General features: G+C 61.6%; 9 protein-coding genes. All 9 read right to left on the bottom strand.

Going from position 1 to position 20867, the window contains the following annotated elements; genetic code table 11:
* Positions 1–73: 73 nt before the first annotated feature.
* A complete protein-coding gene (locus tag ACQ86O_RS00245; RefSeq protein WP_431223665.1) occupies positions 74–2467 on the bottom strand; it encodes a beta strand repeat-containing protein in 2394 nt (797 codons plus the stop codon).
* Positions 2468–2529: 62 nt separating this feature from the next.
* Positions 2530–7995, bottom strand: a complete 5466-nt coding sequence (locus ACQ86O_RS00240) for an Ig-like domain-containing protein (RefSeq protein ID WP_431223664.1) — start codon at positions 7993–7995, stop codon at positions 2530–2532.
* A complete protein-coding gene (locus tag ACQ86O_RS00235) occupies positions 7968–11606 on the bottom strand; it encodes a beta strand repeat-containing protein (RefSeq protein ID WP_431223663.1) in 3639 nt (1212 codons plus the stop codon). The genes ACQ86O_RS00240 and ACQ86O_RS00235 overlap by 28 nt, the downstream gene beginning before the upstream one ends.
* Complete coding sequence (locus ACQ86O_RS00230) at positions 11603–14029, bottom strand: Ig-like domain-containing protein (RefSeq protein ID WP_431223662.1); 2427 nt, start codon at positions 14027–14029, stop codon at positions 11603–11605. Before ACQ86O_RS00230 ends, ACQ86O_RS00235 begins: the two co-directional genes overlap by 4 nt.
* Positions 14026–15240, bottom strand: coding sequence for an Ig-like domain-containing protein (locus ACQ86O_RS00225; protein ID WP_431223661.1), 1215 nt, complete (start codon positions 15238–15240; stop codon positions 14026–14028). Before ACQ86O_RS00225 ends, ACQ86O_RS00230 begins: the two co-directional genes overlap by 4 nt.
* A complete protein-coding gene (locus tag ACQ86O_RS00220; protein ID WP_431223660.1) occupies positions 15237–16451 on the bottom strand; it encodes an Ig-like domain-containing protein in 1215 nt (404 codons plus the stop codon). Before ACQ86O_RS00220 ends, ACQ86O_RS00225 begins: the two co-directional genes overlap by 4 nt.
* Entirely contained in the window at positions 16448–18874 is a 2427-nt protein-coding gene (locus ACQ86O_RS00215) for an Ig-like domain-containing protein (RefSeq protein WP_431223659.1), read from the bottom strand. Before ACQ86O_RS00215 ends, ACQ86O_RS00220 begins: the two co-directional genes overlap by 4 nt.
* Positions 18871–19758 carry an Ig-like domain-containing protein gene (locus ACQ86O_RS00210; protein ID WP_431223658.1) on the bottom strand — a complete coding sequence of 296 codons (888 nt, stop codon included), beginning with the start codon at positions 19756–19758 and terminating at the stop codon, positions 18871–18873. The genes ACQ86O_RS00215 and ACQ86O_RS00210 overlap by 4 nt, the downstream gene beginning before the upstream one ends.
* Positions 19719–20840: an Ig-like domain-containing protein gene (locus ACQ86O_RS00205; RefSeq protein WP_431225613.1), complete on the bottom strand. Its 1122-nt coding sequence runs from the start codon at positions 20838–20840 to the stop codon at positions 19719–19721. Before ACQ86O_RS00205 ends, ACQ86O_RS00210 begins: the two co-directional genes overlap by 40 nt.
* Between the last annotated feature and the right edge of the window lie 27 nt (positions 20841–20867).

Below are 20867 nucleotides of genomic sequence, written 5' to 3'. Positions count from 1 at the left end.
GACCGCCGTAAGGCTCTGGCCGATGCCCTGCATTCCCATGCCACCATCCGGTGGCAAACAGGGCAGCCAGTGACTACACCAGGTTGACGTGCAGGCCTTGCTGCACCAGAACATCTCCCAGGGTGTTACCGCTTTCGAGTGCGGAGTTGTGGTAAACATCGAACACTTGACCATCGACCGTCCGTTGGCCCACCGTGCTCCAGGTAGCGCCTTCGCCCTGTGTCAGATTGACCTGGTCACCGATGCTGCCTTTAATCAGCAGGTTGTCACTGGCGGTGTCCTTCACGGTCAGCGCTTCGTGCAGGTCCAGCGTGATGCTGTTGGTGCCACTGGTACCCAAATCGAAGATATCGATGTGTTGCACCTTCAGGCCCAATGCCGTCAGATCCAGGTTGAGGTTTTTACCCTCCAACTCCAGGGTGTCGGTGCCTATGCCACCGTCGATCGACAGGAAGTCGAGCGTACTGACATGAACCACATCGTTACCGCTGCTGCCCTGAATCGTTTCCCCGCTTGCGCTGGTGCCATCGGCCAGGTTGATGGTGACGCCACCAATACTGAAAGTGGAGTCTTCAACCGTGGTAACGCCTGCGGCATCGACCGGCAACGTTGGGTTGACCACCAGCGTACTGACGATCGGCGCGGAGGTATCAGCGGTGGTCTCGGCACTGCTGGCCTCACTGACAGGCGTGCTGGTTTCCGCGGGGGTATGTTGCACCGCGGCTACCTGAGCGTGCTGCACGGTCGTTTGATCGGTACTGCTGTCGTTGGTGACGTTCTCGCTGCCGGAAATATCCAGCGACAGCGTGTCGATCGCGGCGTTGGCAGTCATCAGCAGTGGCAATTCGATACCGGAAGTCAGGCCCGCAGATACGCTGACGCCGTTACCTGCCAGATCGCTGACCGAAGCCGCAACCACGGTGCCCAACAGGGTTGGCAGCAGGTTGAATATAGTCAGGTTCTTCAGCGCGTTAGTGCTGTCAAACTTCACTGTCCAATGGCCGGTGGCATCCACGGTCCCCAGCAGCGTACTGCCCAGCAGGGTGACGCTGACCTTCGCGCCTTGTTGCACGTTCAGGCTGGTACCGCTGATGGACAGGCCGTTGGTCAGAATACTCAGTGCGCTGCCCAGCGTACCCAGAGCATCTATCCCCAACAGCGGTAACGCATGGATTTTCACCGTCGCATTAGCGCTGGCCGAGTTAACGTTGCCATAACGGTCAGTCACGGTAACGCCCACTGAAAGCGGCCCATCAAGCAGATTGGTCAGATTCAGCGTCGGCACGCTGACGCTCCATTTACCGTCGTTGCCTACGGTGGCGTTCAATATCAGGCCGCCTACGTTGACGCTGACGTTACCGCCAATGGCATTGGTGGTGGTGCCGCTGATCAACTGGTTGAGGTTGGCTTCGCTGAGGTTAAGGTATCCATCACCGAACAGGCTGCCCAGGCTGACGGTTGGCAGGTTGTGGATCCCTACGCCCAGATCGGCGGAGATGCTGCCGGTTTTCCCGGCGGCGTTGGTAACCGAGACCCCCAGCGACAGATTGCCGTCCAACAGGCTGGCCAGGTTGAGCGGTGTCAGGCTGAGTGCCCAACTGCCGTCGGCTTTTACCTGCGTGGTGAAGGTATTGCTGCCGATATTCACCTGAATGGTGGAGCCCGGAGCGTTGGTTGCATGGCCGCTGATGATCTGGTTAGTGGTGGCTTCCAGGGCGTTCAGCAGGCCATCGCCGCCAAACAGCGGATCCAGCGTGACGGTTGGCAGGGCATTGATCAGCACGTTGAGCGGGCTGACCTGGGTCACGGTGTTCCCTGCGGCATCGGTGAGTGATGTCGTCACATTGGTTAAGCCATCCAGCAGACCTTGCAGATCCAGGGTGGGGATCGGCAACTGCCATTTTCCGGTGGCATCGACGGTGGTGGTGTAGGTATGGCTACCCAGCGTCAGGCTGATGAGGGTTCCCGCCGCGACGTTGGTGGCAACCCCGCCCAGGGTTTGTGGCGTGAGCAGATCGGTGAGGTTCAGCACACCGTCGCCGAACAGTGGGTTCAGCGTCAGCGTTGGCAATACCGTCGCCACGTTGAGGCCTACGCTGGCACCGCTGGTGTTGCCTGCCGGATCGGTCACTGTTGCGCTAACCGTCAGATTACCTGCCAACAGCCCGGAAAGTTGCAACGGGGTGATGCTGGCAGTCCAGGTTCCGTCGTCCCCCACGATGGCATTCAGGGCCAGAGTACCTACCTGAATAGCCACTTTAGAACCGGCCGCCGCATTGGTGGTGGTGCCGCTGATGGTCTGCGTCAGCAACGCTTCCGCCGCGTTGAGGAAACCGTCCCCGCCAAACAGCGGGTTCAGTGCCAGCGTTGGCAATTTGTTGACGATCACTCCGATCGTCGTATTCAGCACGCCGGTGTTGCCGGAGCCGTCCAGCACCGAAACACCCACGGTGAGATTGCCATCCACCAGCGCCTTCAGATCTACCGGCTGTATCGCCAGGCTGAACTTGCCGTCTGCCCCAACGGTGGTCAGGAAATCTTTACCCCCAACGACACCTTGACCTGAGCGCCCTGGCTGGCAAAGTCGACCGCGCCGCTGATGGTTTGCGCCACCAGCGCTTCGGTGGCATTGAGGAAGCCATCGCCGCCGAACAGGGGATCGAGGGTTATCACCGGCAGTTTTACCTCCAGCTCCAACCCGGCGGTAGCGCTGGTGGTATTACCCACCGCATCGGTCGCCGAAGCGGTAACGGTAAAGTTACCGTTGCCCAGCCCTTGCAGTATTGCCAGGATATCCGGCGTGACGCTGGCGCTCCATTTACCGCCGTCGCCCACCGTGGCGCTCAGAGTTTGCGAACCGGCAATATCCACCTGGATAGTCGCCCCTTTCGCCAGATTGGTCACAGTGCCGCTGATGGTCTGGTTCAGCAACAGATCTGTCACGTTGAGGAGGCCGTCGCCAAAGATCGGATCCAGAACGATGTGCGGCAGGTTGTGGATGATAGCGGTAATATCAATGTTCTTGCTTACCACATTACCGGCCGAGTCGGTAACCGCCACACCCAGAGCCAGCTTGCCGTCGCTCAGTGCCGCCAGATCCAGCGGCGGGATCGCCAGGCTCCAGATGCCGTCGCTGCCTACGCCGACGGTATACTGCTTGGTGCCCAGTGTGAGGGTAACGCTGCCACCGCCGATACCCAGGTTGTTAATCACCCCGCTAACGGTTTGTGACACGCCAGCTTCCACGGCATTGAGCAGGCCATCGCCGAAGGCGGTGACTGGGCCAATGACCGGCAGGTTTTGCGTGAGAACATCAATATCGATCAGATCATTGACCACGTTGCCGTGCGAGTCGACGATTTGTACCTGCACCTGAGCCAGACCGTCACCCAACAGGTTGAGTTGGCTTGGCAGCAGCGACACGCTCCATTGGCCGTTACCGCCCACGTTGGCATCCAGGGTGATACCGGCGATGGTGACGTGAACTACCGCACCGTTGTAGTCACCGGTAGCGTTGCCGCTGATCACCTGAGTCAGCAGTGATTCAGCCAGATTCAGCACGCCATCGCCGCCGAACAGGGCGTTAACCCCGGCGCCGAGCGTTTTGTTCAGCGCAACGTTCAAATTGACATCGGTATGGCTGCTGTTACCGGCAGTGTCCGTCAGGGTGACGCCGATAATCTGCGGCCCGTCAGTCAGGCTTTGCAGGTCAAGAGTGGGTAACGGTATGCTCCATTTGCCGTCTGGGCCGACTACCGCGCTGGCCGTCAATGGCCCCAGCGTGATGGTGACGGTTTCACCAAGGCCGCCGGTACCGGTCAATGTCTGGCCCAGCAGGGCTTCTGCCAGCGTCAGGATATTATCGCCAGTCAGCAGATCGACCGACAGCAATGGCGCCGTAGTGTCGGTGGTGATGATGTGCGTCGCTGACGCACTGTTACCTGCAGCATCCGCCAGGGTAGCGTTGATGGTGCTGCTGCCCTGCGGCAGGTTAACCAGGTCTGCCGGTGGCACATTAACCGACCAGGTACCGGTGGCGCTGACCTGCGCACTGTAAGTTTTGCCATTCAGTGTCACCGTGACTATGCGACCAGCTTCGGAGACAGAGGCCGTGCCGGAAATCGCCTGGGAAACGGTGCTTTCGCTGCCGTTCAGCACATCATTCCCTGCGAAGGTATTGATGTTGAGCGTTGGCGGAATGCGGTCGACCAGAACGGTTTCACTGGCGGTAAACACCGTAGGCAGCGGTGACAGCAGGGTGGTGCTGGCCGATACCACGATATTGCCGTCAACCGGGAAGGTGACTACGGTGCTGAAGGTGCCATCCGCCAGCGTGGTGACAGGGATGCCAAGTGGCAAACCGCCCACGGTAATGGTGACAACCTGCCCAAGACCGATGCCGCCAACCACTTTACCTGTCAGGTTGATGACTAACCCGACTTCGCCGGCATTCACGATGTTATCGCCGGTAACCGGATCGAGCGTAATGGTCTGGCCAGGAGGTGTCAGGTTAACAGTGAAGATGTGGTTATCAACCGCCAGATTCCCGGCCTGATCGCTGACCTGCGCCGTGATATTTGGCGTGCCGCTCAGCGCTTTCAGATCGGCTGGCGGGACTGACACGCTCCAACTGCCATCTGCCAGCACGACCCCGGTGTAGGTTTTACTGTTCAGCGTGACGGTTATCTGCTGGCCGACCGCCACGTTCTGGCTGGTACCGGTAATCAACTGCACCGTCTGGCTTTCGGCATAGTTGAGGATATTATCCGCCGTAACGTTGCTGATGGTGACAGAAGGCAGGGTAATGACCGAGATATGCACCGATGAACCGGCCGTACCCTGGTTGCCTGCGGCATCCGTGGCGGTGACGGTGATGGTGTTATCCCCTTCTGCCAGCGCTTTCAATTGCAGCGGGGTTAGTGGCAGGCTCCAGCTACCGCCGCTGACTTGCGCAGTAAAGGTCTGGCTGCCGATCTTCACGCTTACCGAGGCTGCATCACCTGCGGAACCGCTCAGGGTTTGCCCCAGATTGGCTTCGGCCAGGCTGAGGAACCCATCGCCAAATGGGGTGTTGATGGTTGGCAGCGGTGCGGTGAGATCGCTACTGAAGTTTAGTCTGTTGCTGTTGACGTTGCCAGCGGCATCGGTCGCAGTCACCGTCAGCAGGTGCGGCCCATCAAGCAGCGTACTCAAGGTGCCAGCAGGCAGTGGCAGCGTCCAGTTACCGCTGCTATCTACCAGCGCGTTGTAGCTCACTCCATTGACATCAATCACCACTTTCACCGCCTGGCCCGTGCCGTTCACGCCGGTGGTCCCGGTGATATTCAGGGCGGTGGCAGCTTCGCTGATGCTCAGAATGCCATCAATACCAAAAGGTGGCACGATGGTTGGCAGTGGCAAGGTCAGTAAAGCACTGACATCCAGCGGCGTAGTCGTGGCGGTATTGCCACCCCGATCCTCAACGGTCACCTCAAGGGTATGAGCTCCGTTGGTGAACACGCCAAGCTGTGCCACCGTGAGTTGCAGTGACCAGCCACCCAGACCATCGGCCAGTGCGGTAAAGCTCTGCTCATTAACCGTCCCGGCATCTACCGTCACCGTGACAATCTGGCCATTGCCCAGCAGACCGGTTTTTCCGGTCAGTGTTTGAGCCAGCGCCGCTTCTGCAATATTCAGCAGGCCATCGCCGAAAGGCAGATCCAAGGTTGGCAGCGGCAGTTTGTTGATCAAAATCTCCAGCGAACCGTTGGCGCTGTTGGTGTTGCCCACGCTGTCGGTTACCGTTACGGTGATCGGCCAGTTACCGTCTGGCAGACTGAGCAAGGTGGCGCTGTCGAGTGGCAGTGTCCAGGTGCCGTTGGCATTTACCGTGGCCGCCAGGTTCAGGCCGTTTACGTTGACCATCACCTTCTGGCCAAGATTGCTGGCCAGCCCGGTAGTGCCGGTAAGCGCGCCGCCGAGCTGCGCTTCGATAAGGTTGACGATGCCATCAATAAACGGTATATCCAGCCCGGCCAACGGCAGCCCGGTAAGAATGCTGTCGAAGTCCAGAGTGACGCCGTGGCTATTGCCGCCTTTATCGGTGGCCACCACGCTGATGGTGTGTGTGCCATCAACCAGATCCAGCAGATCGGCCGTTGGCAAGGTGACGCTCCATTGGCCATTGTTGCCTACGGTCGCGTTGTAGTCCTGGCCGTTGAGGCTGACCACCACCTTCTGACCGCTGCCGATAATGCCGGTGGTACCGGTCAGCAACTGGTCGACGCCCGCTTCGGCCAGGTTCAGCGCGCCATCGACAAACGGCAGGTTGATGGTTGGGTTTGGCAGGATATGCGACAGGATCTCCAGCGAACCGGCAGCACCCGCCGGGTTACCCGCAGTATCTACCGCAGAGACCACCACCTGCACGGTGCCATCTGCCAGCAAGGCCAGGGCATTGGCTGGAATGAGCGCGCTCCAGGTGCCATCACCATTGACGATGCCGTTAACCACGTAGCTGCCAATGGTGACCAATACCGGGGTGTTTACCAGCAGGTTGGCAGCGGCGCCGCCGATTGGCGTCGCTACACCGAGTTCGGCAATGTTGAGAATGTTATCGCCAAACAGCGGGTTCAATGTCAGCGATGGCAGCGTATGGGTATTTACCGCCACGGTGATGGAGTCGGAAGTCCCGTTGCCAGCTGCATCAGTGACGCTGACGCCAATAGTGACGCTGCCATCGAGCAACCCTTGCAGCACGTTGCTTGGGATATTGACGTTCCACACCCCGCTTGGATCTGCGAGGGCGGTGTAAACGTTAGCGCCCAACGTCACCGTAACGGTCAACCCAGGATCGGTGTGGCCGCTCAGCACCTGCCCCAGCAAGGCTTCTGCCAGGTTCAGGATGCCGTTGCCAGCAAAAATATCGATATCCAGCAGCGGGGGCACGGTATCGACAGTAACGGTATGCGTTGCGCTGGCCGGGTTTTCGGCGGCATCGGTGACCGTCGCGGTGACGGTCTGTGGGCCCTGTGGCAATGCCTGTGCATCGGCGGACGGAACCGTTGCGCTCCAGCTACCATCGGCTCCGACCACCGCCGTGTAGGTTTTGCCGTTGAGTAACACGCTGACCACCTGGCCAGCCTGCACATGGCTGGATCCACCGCTGATGATAATGGCGGATTTCGCTTCATTGACATTGATAATGTCATCCCCGGCAATCACATTGACCGACAGGTGCGGCAGATTTGCGGCGTCGGTGATCACGGTGACATTGTGGGAGGTATTGGCCGGGTTGCCGGAGGCATCGGTGACCGTCGCGGTGACGATGTCCTTACCGTCCGGCAAGGCTCCGACATCAACCGCCGGCACCTGCAGGCTCCAATTGCCGTCTGCGCCCACGGTGGCAGTATAGGTTTTGCCATTCAGGGTCACGGTGACCTGTTGATCTTGTTCGACACGTTGGCTGCTTCCGCTGATGGTCAGCGGCAGGCCGGATTCCGCCAGGCTGATGTAGTCATCACCGGACAAGGTGTTGATGGTCAACAGCGGAGCCTGGTTTGGATCGGTATCCAGCGTGATGCCGTGGCTGACGCTGCCGGTATTGCCTGCGGCATCGGTCAGAGTCGCGGTGATGGTGGTGCCACCGTTTGGTAGATTTGCCAGATCGCCAGCAGGAATGGTGATGCTCCAGGTGCCATCAGCCAGCACCAACCCGTTGTAGGTCAATCCGTTGATAGTCACTTTCACCACCACCGGCTGGCCGCTGTCGTTCAGCGGTGCGGTACCGGTGATCTGCAGCGGTTGCTGGCTTTCCGCGATGTTGATGATGTCATCGTTGCTCACGGTATTGATGGTCAGCACTGGCAAGGTCAGATCCACCGAGGCGCTGGCATTGACGCTGGCAGTATTGCCAGCCACATCGCTGACGGTAACCGCAATGCTGGCGATCCCATCTGGCAGGGCGGCCAGATCGGCAGTGGGTACGCTTACGCTCCAGTTGCCACTGGTATCCACGGTGCCGGTATAGGTTTTACCCCCAGTATCAAGCTGACGGTTTGCCCGCTGCCGGTTACCCCGGTGGTGCCGCTCAGCGTCTGATCGCTGGTGGATTCCACCTTATTGAGATAACCATCACCGAACGGTGTGTTCAGCGTAGCAATCGGCAAACTGTTGATCAGCACACCTAACTGCTGCGAACCGGTTACCTGATTGCCCACTTCATCAGTAGCACTGACGGTAACGGTCAGTTTGCCATCGCCAAGAATGGTCAGATCGGCCGGCGGGATATTGGTGCTCCAACCTCCACCGGCCTGCACCTGCGCCTGGTAGAACTTGCCGTTGAGCGCGATAGTGACGGTGGCACCGACGGCAACGTTGGTTGAGCTGCCGCTGATGCTGATCCCGGCGGCGGCCTCGATAGCGTTTAGCTGGTTATCGCCGGTAATTGGGGCGATCGCCAACGCGCTCTGGTCTAGATCGACCGTAATGTCATGGGTGGCGTTGGCTGGATTACCGGCCTTATCGGCGACTTGGGCGGTGATTGTCAGGCTGCCGTTAGCCAGCAAGGCCAGATCGGCGGCGGGGACGCTGGTGCTCCAGGAACCATCAGCTTGCACGCTGGCAGTATAGGTTTTGCCATTAAGGGTGATAGAGACAATCTGCCCGGCTTCAACATGATTGCTGCTACCGCTCAGGGTCTGGAGCGTTTGTGCTTCCGCCCCATCGATAATATTGTTGCCGGCAAAGGTACCGATGGTTAACACCGGGGCGTTCAGCGAGCTGGCATCTACCGCCACGGCATGGGTGACGCTGGTGCTGTTACCTGCGGCATCACTCAGCGTGGCCACCAGGTTATAGCTACCGTCGGCCAGTGCGGTGAGATCGGCGGTTGGCAGCGTGGTACTCCAGGAGCCGTCCGGCTGCACCACGGCGGTGTAGGTTTTGCCATTCAAAGTCAGTGTGACCGAGCGCCCCGCATCGGCGACAGAGGCGGTGCCGGAAACGGTCTGGTTGAGTAACACCTCGGCGCTGTTGAGCACATCATCAACACCAATCGCGGTGACAGTGAGCGTTGGCGCGGTTTGATCAACGGTTACGGAGCCATTCAGCGTATTGCTGTTGCCCGCTGCATCGGTCACCGCTACGTTGAGCACCGGAGTCCCGTCTGGCAGTGCCTGCAGATCGGTGCTGGGTACGTTAACACTCCAGTTACCGCTGCCATCCACCACGCCGGTATAGGTTTTTCCTCCTAAGGTAACGGTGACGGTTTGCCCCGGCGAAGTGATGCCGGTGGTGCCCGTGATCGTCTGCGGCTGACCGGCTTCGGTTACATTCAGAATGCCATCACCAAACGGCGTATCCAGCGTGGCCTGCGGCAGAGCGTGAATAAACACACCAAGCGTATGGCTGCCGCTGACCGGGTTACCGGCCTGATCGACCGCGGAAACGCTCAGGTTGATGTTGCCATCGGCCAGCAATGCCAAATCGGCGGCTGGCACCTGGATCGTCCAGGAACCGTCAGCCAGCGTGGTGCTGGTGTAGTTTTTCCCGTTCAAGGTCACGGTGACCGTGGTGCCAGTGAGCAGGTTGAGGCTGCTACCATTGACGCTCAATGGCAGCAGGCTTTCGGCCAGATTCAGCTTGTCATCACCGGCAATGGTGTCGATGGCGATACCGCTCAGGGCCGTATTGACCACCACATTATGCGTGCCGGTCGCCGGGTTACCAGAGGCATCATTGACGCTGACGTTAATGGTGCTGCTGCCCGGAGCCAACTGCCCCAGATCGGCGGCAGATACGCTGGTGCTCCAGGTACCGTCCGCCAGCACGGTGGCGCTGTAGGTTTTGCCATTAAGGGTGATAGTGACAATCTGGCCGGCTTCGACATGAGTGGTGCTGCCGCTCAGCGTCTGGCTGGTTTTGACTTCCGCGCCGTCAATGATGTCGTTACCGGCAAACACATTGATGCTCAGCGTCGGCAGATTCAGTGGGTTGGCATCGATTGTCACGCTATGGGTGATCGTGGTGGTGTTGCCCGCGGCATCGCTCAGTGTGGTGGTTAATGGATAGTTGCCATCGGCCATCGCCTGCAGATCGGCATGGGGAACCGTGGTGCTCCAGGTTCCGTCGTTGGCTACCACCGCGGTATAGGTTTTGCCGTTGAGGGTTACCGTTACGGTGCGCCCAGCGTCACCGATCGAGGCGGTGCCAGACACCACCTGATCGCTGAGGCTTTCCAGGGCGTTAACTTTGTCATCCCCAGCGAAGGGTTGCATTGCCAGCGTTGGCGCTACCAGATCGACCTGCGCCGTGGTGGTGCCGGAAACACTGTTGCCAGCGCTATCCGTAGCGGCCACGCTGATAGTATTGCTGCCAGCAGGTAAGGATTGCAGATCCGCCGATGGGACGGAAACGCTCCAGTTACCACCCGCATCGACGCTAGCGGTATAGGTTTTCCCACCCAGGCTGACAATCACGCTTTGCCCTGTGCCGGTGATACCGGTAGTCCCGCTCAAAGGTTGTGCCGTGGCGGCCTCGGCCTGGTTCAGATAGCCATCGCCAAACGGCAGGTTGATGGTTGGAGCCGGTAAGGTATGGGTATGAACATCCAGCGTATGGCTGTCGCTCACCGGATCAACGCCCGGGTTGGACACGCTAGCGGTGACCGTAGCCAGACCATCTTGCAGTGCGAGCAGGTCGGTGCTGTTAACCGAGACGCTCCAACTGCCATTGGCCAGAACCACGCCGCTGTAGGTTTTGCCATTGAGCGTGACGGTAACGGTTTGCCCTGCATTCACATTTACCGTGGTGCCGCTGATAGTCAGAGGCTGTGAGGCTTCCGTCAGATTCAGCTTGTCGTCACCGGCAATCAGATTGATGGCAATGCTTTCAACCGCCGTATCAACGCTGATGTTATGGCTGCTGGTGGCCGGGTTGCCTGCCTGATCTGTCACACTGGCGGTGATGGTTGCCTGGCCATTGGCCAATAGAGCCATATCCTCCGCTGGGACATTGACACTCCAACCGCCCCCTGCCTGCACGGTAGCAAAATAAGTCTTGCCATTGAGTGTCAGGGTCACGGTGCGCCCGGCTTCCACCTGGGTGGTGGTACCTGACAGAGCCTGAATGACCAGCGCCTCAGCACCGTTAACAATATCATCTCCGGCAAACACGCCGATACTCAGGGTCGGCAGGGTGGCCGCCGCTGCATCCACGGTGATGGCATGGGTGACGCTGGTGCTGTTGCCGGCGGCATCACTCAGTGTGGCCACCAGGTTATGGCTGCCATCGGTGAGGGCTTGCAGGTCCGCCGTGGGCAGGCTGGCACTCCAGGTGCCATCCGGCTGTACCACGGCGGTGTAGGTTTTGCCATTGAGCGTCAGGGTGACGGTACGGCCGGCGTCCGCCAGCGAGGCGCTGCCGGTGACGGGCTGGTTGGCCAGCACTTCGGCGGCGTTAAGCACATCGTCCCCGGCGATCACGTTGACGGTCAGGGTAGGCGCGGTGGCATCGACGGTCACGGTGGTGTTGAGGGTATTGCTGTTGCCCGCCGCATCGGTGACCACCACGCTCAGGGCTGGCGTGCCGTCCGGCAGGGCCTGGAGATCCGCAGCCGGAACGGTCACGCTCCAGTGGCCGCTGCCATCGACGGTACCGGTGTAGGTCTGGCCCCCAGGGTGACGGTAACGGTCTGGCCCGGGGTGGTGACGCCGGTTGAACCGGTCAGGGTCTGCGGTTGTCCTGCTTCGGTGCCATTGAGAATGCCGTCACCAAACGGCGTATCCAGCGTGGCCTGTGGCAAGGTATGGGTAAATACGCCCAGGCTATGGCTGCCGCTGACCGGGTTCCCGGCCTGATCGACGGCGGTCACGGTCACGATGGTGGTGCCATCCGCCAGCAGTGCCAGATCGGCGGCCGGGACCGAGACGCTCCAGGAGCCATCGGCCAGGGTGGTGCCGGTGTAGGTCTTGCCGTTCAGCGTAACGGTGACGGTGGTGCCGGTGGTCAGGTTGACACTGCTGCCGGTAATGGCCAGCGGTGCAGCGGCTTCGGCGGCATTGAGTTTATCGTCGCCCGCGAGGGTATCGATGGACAGCCCGCTCAGGCTGGTATCGACGGTGACGGTGTGGCTGGCGTTGGCCGGGTTACCGGCGCTGTCGCTGACGCTGGCGGTGATGGTTGCCTGGCCGTTGGCCAACAGCGCCAGATCGGCGGCAGGTACGCTGGTACTCCAGGAGCCATCGGCGAGGACGTTGGCGCTGTAGGTTTTGCCGTTCAGCGTGACGGTGACGGTGCGCCCGGCTTCCACCTGGGTGGTGCTGCCGGACAGGGTCTGGCTGGTCTTGACTTCCGCGCCGTCGACAATGTCGTTACCGGCAAACACGCCGATACTCAGGGTCGGCAGGGTGGCCGCCGCCGCATCCACGGTGATGGCGTGGGTGACGCTGGTGCTGTTGCCAGCGGCATCACTCAGTGTGGCCACCAGGTTATGGCTGCCATCGGTGAGGGCTTGCAGGTCCGCCGTGGGCAGGCTGGTACTCCAGGTGCCATCCGGCTGTACCACGGCGGTGTAGGTTTTGCCATTGAGCGTCAGGGTGACGGTACGGCCGGCGTCCGCCAGCGAGGCACTGCCGGTGACGGTCTGGCTGGCCAGCACTTCGGCGGCGTTAAGCACATCGTCCCCGGCGATCACGTTGACGGTCAGGGTAGGCGCGGTGGCATCGACGGTCACGGTGGTGTTGAGGGTATTGCTGTTGCCCGCCGCATCGGTGACCACCACGCTCAGGGCTGGCGTGCCGTCCGGCAGGGCCTGGAGATCCGCAGCCGGAACGGTCACGCTCCAGTGGCCGCTGCCATCGACGGTGCCGGTGTAGGTTTTGCCCCCCAGGGTGACGGTAACGGTCTGGCCCGGGGTGGTGACGCCGGTCGAACCGGTCAGGGTCTGATCCTGGCCCGCTTCTGCGTTATTCAGAATGCCGTCACCAAACGGTGTATCCAGCGTGGCCTGTGGCAAGGTATGGGTAAACACGTCCAGGCTATGGCTGCCGCTGACCGGGTTCCCGGCCTGATCGACGGCGGTCACGGTCACGGTGGTGGTGCCATCCGCCAGCAGTGCCAGATCGGCGGCCGGGACCGAGACGCTCCAGGAGCCATCGGCCAGGGTGGTGCCGGTGTAGGTCTTGCCGTTCAGCGTAACGGTGACGGTGGTGCCGGTGGTCAGGTTGACGCTGCTGCCGGTAATGGCCAGCGGCAACTGGCTTTCAGCCAGATTGAGCCGGTCATCCCCGGCGATCGGGGCAATGGCGATGGCGCTGATGTCGGTATCGACGGTGACGGTGTGGCTGGCGTTGGCCGGGTTACCGGCGCTGTCGCTGACGCTGGCGGTGATGGTTGCCTGGCCGTTGGCCAACAGCGCCAGATCGGCGGCAGGTACGCTGGTACTCCAGGAGCCATCGGCGAGGACGTTGGCGCTGTAGGTTTTGCCGTTCAGCGTGACGGTGACGGTGCGCCCGGCTTCCACCTGGGTGGTGCTGCCGGACAGGGTCTGGCTGGTCTTGACTTCCGCGCCGTCGACAATGTCGTTACCGGCAAACACGCCGATGCTCAGGGTCGGCAGGGTGGCCGCCGCCGCATCCACGGTGATGGCGTGGGTGACGCTGGTGCTGTTACCCGCCGTATCGGTGAGCATGGCCACCAGGTTATGGCTGCCATCGGCCAGTGCCGCCAGGTCGGCGGCAGGCAGGCTGGTACTCCAGGTGCCATCCGGCTGCACCACGGCGGTGTAGGTTTTGCCATTGAGCGTCAGGGTGACGGTACGGCCGGCGTCCGCCAGCGAGGCGCTGCCGGTGACGGTCTGGCTGGCCAGCACTTCGGCGGCGTTAAGCACATCGTCCCCGGCGATCACGTTGACGGTCAGGGTAGGCGCGGTGGCATCGACGGTCACGGTGGTGCTGAGGGTATTGCTGTTGCCCGCCGCATCGGTGACCACCACGCTCAGGGCTGGCGTGCCGTCCGGCAGGGCCTGGAGATCCGCAGCCGGAACGGTCACGCTCCAGTGGCCGCTGCCATCGACGGTGCCGGTGTAGGTTTTGCCCCCAGGGTGACGGTAACGGTCTGGCCCGGGGTGGTGACACCGGTCGAACCGGTCAGGGTCTGATCCTGGCCTGCTTCGGTGCCATTGAGAATGCCGTCACCAAACGGCGTATCCAGCGTGGCCTGCGGCAAGGTATGGGTAAATACGCCCAGGCTATGGCTGCCGCTGACCGGGTTCCCGGCCTGATCGACGGCGGTCACGGTCACGGTGGTGGTGCCATCCGCCAGCAGTGCCAGATCGGCGGCCGGGACCGAGACGCTCCAGGAGCCATCGGCCAGGGTGGTGCCGGTGTAGGTCTTGCCGTTCAGCGTAACGGTGACGGTGGTGCCGGTGGTCAGGTTGACGCTGCTGCCGGTCATGGCCAGCGGTGCAGCGGCTTCAGCGGCATTGAGTTTATCGTCGCCCGCGAGGGTATCGATGGACAGCCCGCTCAGGCTGGTATCGACGGTGACGGTGTGGCTGGCGTTGGCCGGGTTACCGGCGCTGTCGCTGACGCTGGCGGTGATGGTTGCCTGGCCGTTGGCCAACAGCGCCAGATCGGCGGCGGGGACGCTGGTACTCCAGGAGCCATCGGCGAGGACGTTGGCGCTGTAGGTTTTGCCGTTCAGCGTGACGGTGACGGTGCGCCCGGCTTCCACCTGGGTGGTGCTGCCGCTCAGCGTCTGGCTGGTCTTGACTTCCGCGCCGTCGACAATGTCGTTACCGGCAAACACGCCGATGCTCAGGGTCGGCAGGGTGGCCGCCGCCGCATCCACGGTGATGGCGTGGGTGACGCTGGTGCTGTTGCCGGCGGCATCACTCAGTGTGGCCACCAGGTTATGGCTGCCATCGGTGAGGGCTTGCAGGTCCGCCGTGGGCAGGCTGGCACTCCAGGTGCCATCCGGCTGTACCACGGCGGTGTAGGTTTTGCCATTGAGCGTCAGGGTGACGGTACGGCCGGCGTCGGCCAGCGAGGCGCTGCCGGTGACGGTCTGGCTGGCCAGCACTTCGGCGGCGTTAAGCACATCGTCCCCGGCGATCACGTTGACGGTCAGGGTAGGCGCGGTGGCATCGACGGTCACGGTGGTGCTGAGGGTATTGCTGTTGCCCGCCGCATCGGTGACCACCACGCTCAGGGCTGGCGTGCCGTCCGGCAGGGCCTGGAGATCCGCAGCCGGAATGGTCACGCTCCAGTGGCCGCTGCCATCGACGGTGCCGGTGTAGGTTTTGCCCCCAGGGTGATGGTAACGGTCTGGCCCGGGGTGGTGACACCGGTTGAACCGGTCAGGGTCTGATCCTGGCCCGCTTCGGTGCCATTGAGAATGCCGTCACCAAACGGCGTATCCAGCGTGGCCTGCGGCAAGGTATGGGTAAACACGCCCAGGCTATGGCTGCCGCTGACCGGGTTCCCGGCCTGATCGACGGCGGTCACGGTCACGGTGGTGGTGCCATCCGCCAGCAGCGCCAGATCGGCGGCCGGGACCGAGACGCTCCAGGAGCCATCGGCCAGGGTGGTGCCGGTGTAGGTCTTGCCGTTCAGCGTAACGGTGACGGTGGTGCCGGTGGTCAGGTTGACGCTGCTGCCGGTAATGGCCAGCGGTGCAGCGGCTTCGGCGGCATTGAGTTTATCGTCGCCCGCGAGGGTATCGATGGACAGCCCGCTCAGGCTGGTATCGACGGTGACGGTGTGGCTGGCGTTGGCCGGGTTACCGGCGCTGTCGCTGACGCTGGCGGTGATGGTTGCCTGGCCGTTGGCCAACAGCGCCAGATCGGCGGCGGGTACGCTGGTACTCCAGGAGCCATCGGCGAGGACGTTGGCGCTGTAGGTTTTGCCGTTCAGCGTGACGGTGACGGTGCGCCCGGCTTCCACCTGGGTGGTGGTGCCGGACAGGGTCTGGCTGGTTTTGACTTCCGCGCCGTCGACAATGTTGTTACCGGCAAACACGCCGATGCTCAGGGTCGGCAGGGTGGCCGCCGCCGCATCCACGGTGATGGCGTGGGTGACGCTGGTGCTGTTGCCGGCGGCATCACTCAGTGTGGCCACCAGGTTATGGCTGCCATCGGTGAGGGCTTGCAGGTCCGCCGTGGGCAGGCTGGCACTCCAGGTGCCATCCGGCTGTACCACGGCGGTGTAGGTTTTGCCATTGAGCGTCAGGGTGACGGTACGGCCGGCGTCCGCCAGCGAGGCACTGCCGGTGACGGTCTGGCTGGCCAGCACTTCGGCGGCGTTAAGCACATCGTCCCCGGCGATCACGTTGACGGTCAGGGTAGGCGCGGTGGCATCGACGGTCACGGTGGTGCTGAGGGTATTGCTGTTGCCCGCCGCATCGGTGACCACCACGCTCAGGGCTGGCGTGCCGTCCGGCAGGGCCTGGAGATCCGCAGCTGGAACGGTCACGCTCCAGTGGCCGCTGCCATCGACGGTGCCGGTGTAGGTTTTGCCCCCAGGGTGACGGTAACGGTCTGGCCCGGGGTGGTGACGCCGGTTGAACCGGTCAGGGTCTGATCCTGGCCTGCTTCGGTGCCATTGAGAATGCCGTCACCAAACGGTGTATCCAGCGTGGCCTGCGGCAAGGTATGGGTAAACACGCCCAGGCTATGGCTGCCGCTGACCGGGTTCCCGGCCTGATCGACGGCGGTCACGGTCACGGTGGTGGTGCCATCCGCCAGCAGTGCCAGATCGGCGGCCGGGACCGAGACGCTCCAGGAGCCATCGGCCAGGGTGGTGCCGGTGTAGGTCTTGCCGTTCAGCGTAACGGTGACGGTGGTGCCGGTGGTCAGGTTGACGCTGCTGCCGGTCATGGCCAGCGGTGCAGCGGCTTCGGCGGCATTGAGTTTATCGTCGCCCGCGAGGGTATCGATGGACAGCCCGCTCAGGCTGGTATCGACGGTGACGGTGTGGCTGGCGTTGGCCGGGTTACCGGCGCTGTCGCTGACGCTGGCGGTGATGGTTGCCTGGCCGTTGGCCAACAGCGCCAGATCGGCGGCAGGTACGCTGGTACTCCAGGAGCCATCGGCGAGGACGTTGGCGCTGTAGGTTTTGCCGTTCAGCGTGACGGTGACGGTGCGCCCGGCTTCCACCTGGGTGGTGGTGCCGCTCAGGGTCTGGCTGGTCTTGACTTCCGCGCCGTCGACAATGTCGTTACCGGCAAACACGCCGATGCTCAGGGTCGGCAGGGTGGCCGCCGCCGCATCCACGGTGATGGCATGGGTGACGCTGGTGCTGTTGCCAGCGGCATCACTCAGTGTGGCCACCAGGTTATGGCTGCCATCGGCCAGTGCCGCCAGGTCGGCGGCAGGCAGGCTGGTACTCCAGGTGCCATCCGGCTGTACCACGGCGGTGTAGGTTTTGCCATTGAGCGTCAGGGTGACGGTACGGCCGGCGTCCGCCAGCGAGGCACTGCCGGTGACGGTCTGGCTGGCCAGCACTTCGGCGGCGTTAAGCACATCGTCCCCGGCGATCACGTTGACAGTCAGGGTAGGCGCGGTGGCATCGACGGTCACGGTGGTGTTGAGGGTATTGCTGTTGCCCGCCGCATCGGTGACCACCACGCTCAGGGCTGGCGTGCCGTCCGGCAGGGCCTGGAGATCCGCAGCCGGAACGGTCACGCTCCAGTGGCCGCTGCCATCGACGGTGCCGGTGTAGGTTTTGCCCCCCAGGGTGACGGTAACGGTCTGGCCCGGGGTGGTGACGCCGGTTGAACCGGTCAGGGTCTGCGGTTGTCCCGCTTCTGCGTTATTCAGAATGCCGTCACCAAACGGCGTATCCAGCGTGGCCTGCGGCAAGGTATGGGTAAACACGTCCAGGCTATGGCTGCCGCTGACCGGGTTCCCGGCCTGATCGACGGCGGTCACGGTCACGGTGGTGGTGCCATCCGCCAGCAGCGCCAGATCGGCGGCCGGGACCGAGACGCTCCAGGAGCCATCGGCCAGGGTGGTGCCGGTGTAGGTCTTGCCGTTCAGCGTAACGGTGACGGTGGTGCCGGTGGTCAGGTTGACACTGCTGCCGGTCATGGCCAGCGGCAACTGGCTTTCAGCCAGATTCAGCCGGTCATCCCCGGCGATCGGGGCAATGGCGATGGCGCTGATGTCGGTATCGACGGTGACGGTGTGGCTGGCGTTGGCCGGGTTACCGGCGCTGTCGCTGACGCTGGCGGTGATGGTTGCCTGGCCGTTGGCCAACAGCGCCAGATCGGCGGCAGGTACGCTGGTACTCCAAGAGCCATCGGCGAGGACGTTGGCGCTGTAGGTTTTGCCGTTCAGCGTGACGGTGACGGTGCGCCCGGCTTCCACCTGGGTGGTGGTGCCGCTCAGGGTCTGGCTGGTCTTCACTTCCGCGCCGTCGACAATGTCGTTACCGGCAAACACGCCGATACTCAGGGTCGGCAGGGTGGCCGCCGCTGCATCCACGGTGATGGCATGGGTGACGCTGGTGCTGTTACCCGCCGTATCGGTGAGCGTGGCCACCAGGTTATGGCTGCCATCGGCCAGTGCCGCCAGGTCGGCGGCAGGCAAGCTGGTACTCCAGGTGCCATCCGGCTGTACCACGGCGGTGTAGGTTTTGCCATTGAGCGTCAGGGTGACGGTACGGCCGGCGTCCGCCAGCGAGGCGCTGCCGGTGACGGTCTGGTTGGCCAGCACTTCGGCGGCGTTAAGCACATCGTCCCCGGCGATCACGTTGACAGTGAGGGTAGGCGCGGTGGCATCGACGGTCACGGTGGTGCTGAGGGTATTGCTGTTGCCCGCCGCATCGGTGACCACCACGCTCAGGGCTGGCGTGCCGTCCGGCAGGGCCTGGAGATCCGCAGCCGGAATGGTCACGCTCCAGTGGCCGCTGCCATCGACGGTGCCGGTGTAGGTTTTGCCCCCAGGGTGACGGTAACGGTCTGGCCCGGGGTGGTGACACCGGTCGAACCGGTCAGGGTCTGATCCTGGCCTGCTTCGGTGCCATTGAGAATGCCGTCACCAAATGGTGTATCTATGGTTGCCTGCGGTAAATCATGGATATAAACATCCAGATTATGGGTTGTCGTCACTGTTGAGCCATCGTGACCTGTAACGCTGGCAGAAATGCTGTTGCTGCCTTCGGCAAGCAGTTGCAGGTCGGCACTCGGCACCTGCAATGTCCAACTGCCATCGGCCAATATCTGCGCGGTATAGGTTTTGCCATTCAGCGTAACGGTGACGGTAGCACCGACGTCCACATTGGCTGTAGTCCCGTTAATCGCCAGTGGCAACCCGGCTTCTGTGGCATTGAGCCTATCGTCGGAAGAAACGATACCGATATTGATTGCTGAAGCATGACTGTCGACGGTGACAACTTGTGGTGCAGTTGTTGTGGTGTTGCCCGCCAGATCGGTGATCGTGGCGATCATGTTGTAGGTACCATCGGTCAGTGCGGCCATATCGGCTACGGGTACACTGATGCTCCATTTGCCATCGGCACCCACAATACCGGTGTAGGTTTTGCCATTGAATGACACACTGACCGTCAGCCCGGCCTCGCTGAGGGAGGCGGTGCCGGTGATATTTTGTGCTGCGGCTTGCTCATCGATAGTGACCAGATCGTCCCCGGTAAACTTATCGAGTGTCAGCACCGGTGGCAGGGTATCTACCTGCAGATGTTCTGTCACGGTAGTGCTGTTGCCAGCGGCATCGGTGGCGGTTACGGTGAGGGTATTATCCCCTTGGGCCAGAGCCTGCAAATCGGCGGCTGGCAGCTCAACGCTCCATTTGCCATCCCCCCGGTGGTCGCAGTGTAGGTTTTGCCGTTCAGGGTAATGGTGACAACCTGGCCTGGGTTACTGGTACCACTGAGTGTTTGTGATACCTGGGCTTCCTCGGTGTTTAGCTGATTGTCCCCGGTCAGTTTGTTGACAGCCAGTTCAGGGGCGATCAAATCAACGGTAACAGTCTGATTGCTATTGGCAATCTGCCCGGCTTGGTCTGTGACGCTGGCACCCAACGTAATGGAGCCATTAGCCAATGCTGCCAGATCGTCGGCGGGCAATGAGAGTGACCAACTGCCATCGCTTTGTACCAACGCGGTGTAGGTCTTGCCGTTCAGGGTGATAGTTACGGTTTGCCCTGCCTCGACATGCTGTGTTTGGCCACTCAGCGTCTGGGGGCTTTTCACTTCGCTGGCATTGAGCAGGTTATCGCCGGTCAGGGCGTTAACAGAGATTTGTGGGGTAGGATTATCCCCTGAAGTATCAACGCTAATAGTCGATTCGAGGGTGCTCTGGTTACCCGCTTTATCGGTGGATGTCACGACCAGGTGGTAATCACCGTCTTTCAGTGACGCCAGATCGGCCGCAGAGAGTTGCAGGCTCCACTTACCGTCATTGCCGACCGTTGTGGTATAGGTTTTACCGTTAAGGGTAATAGTGACTGTCAGGCCTGCTTCACCGGTACCTGTCAGAGCTTGTGCGGCTTTCAGTTCCACAGCATCCAACTGGTTATCGCCCGTCAACTTATTGATGGTTAGCGCTGGAGGAGTGGTATCCACCAGCACTGCGATAGTTTTCTCAACACTGACACCATTCTGGTTGGTCACTTTAACGGTCAGTTGGTAATTGCCGTCTTTCAGGCCTGAGAGTGCTAATGGGCTGAAATCAAAGCCCCATTTACCATCCGCACCTACGGTAGTGGTGTAACTTTTACCATTGAGTATAAGGGTGATGGTTTGGCCAGCAGCAACACCGGTTGTCAGGCCGCTCAGCAACTGCGCAATTTTGATTTCATTGGCGTTAAGAACGTTATCCTGGCCCAACTTGCCGACGGTCAGTGTAGGCTGTTCCGGCTGTGGAGAAGG

It is taken from the genome of Serratia sp. L9 (genome assembly GCF_050632285.1).
Classification (GTDB): Bacteria; Pseudomonadota; Gammaproteobacteria; order Enterobacterales; family Enterobacteriaceae; genus Chania.
This window is presented reverse-complemented; position numbering and strand designations above follow the sequence as displayed.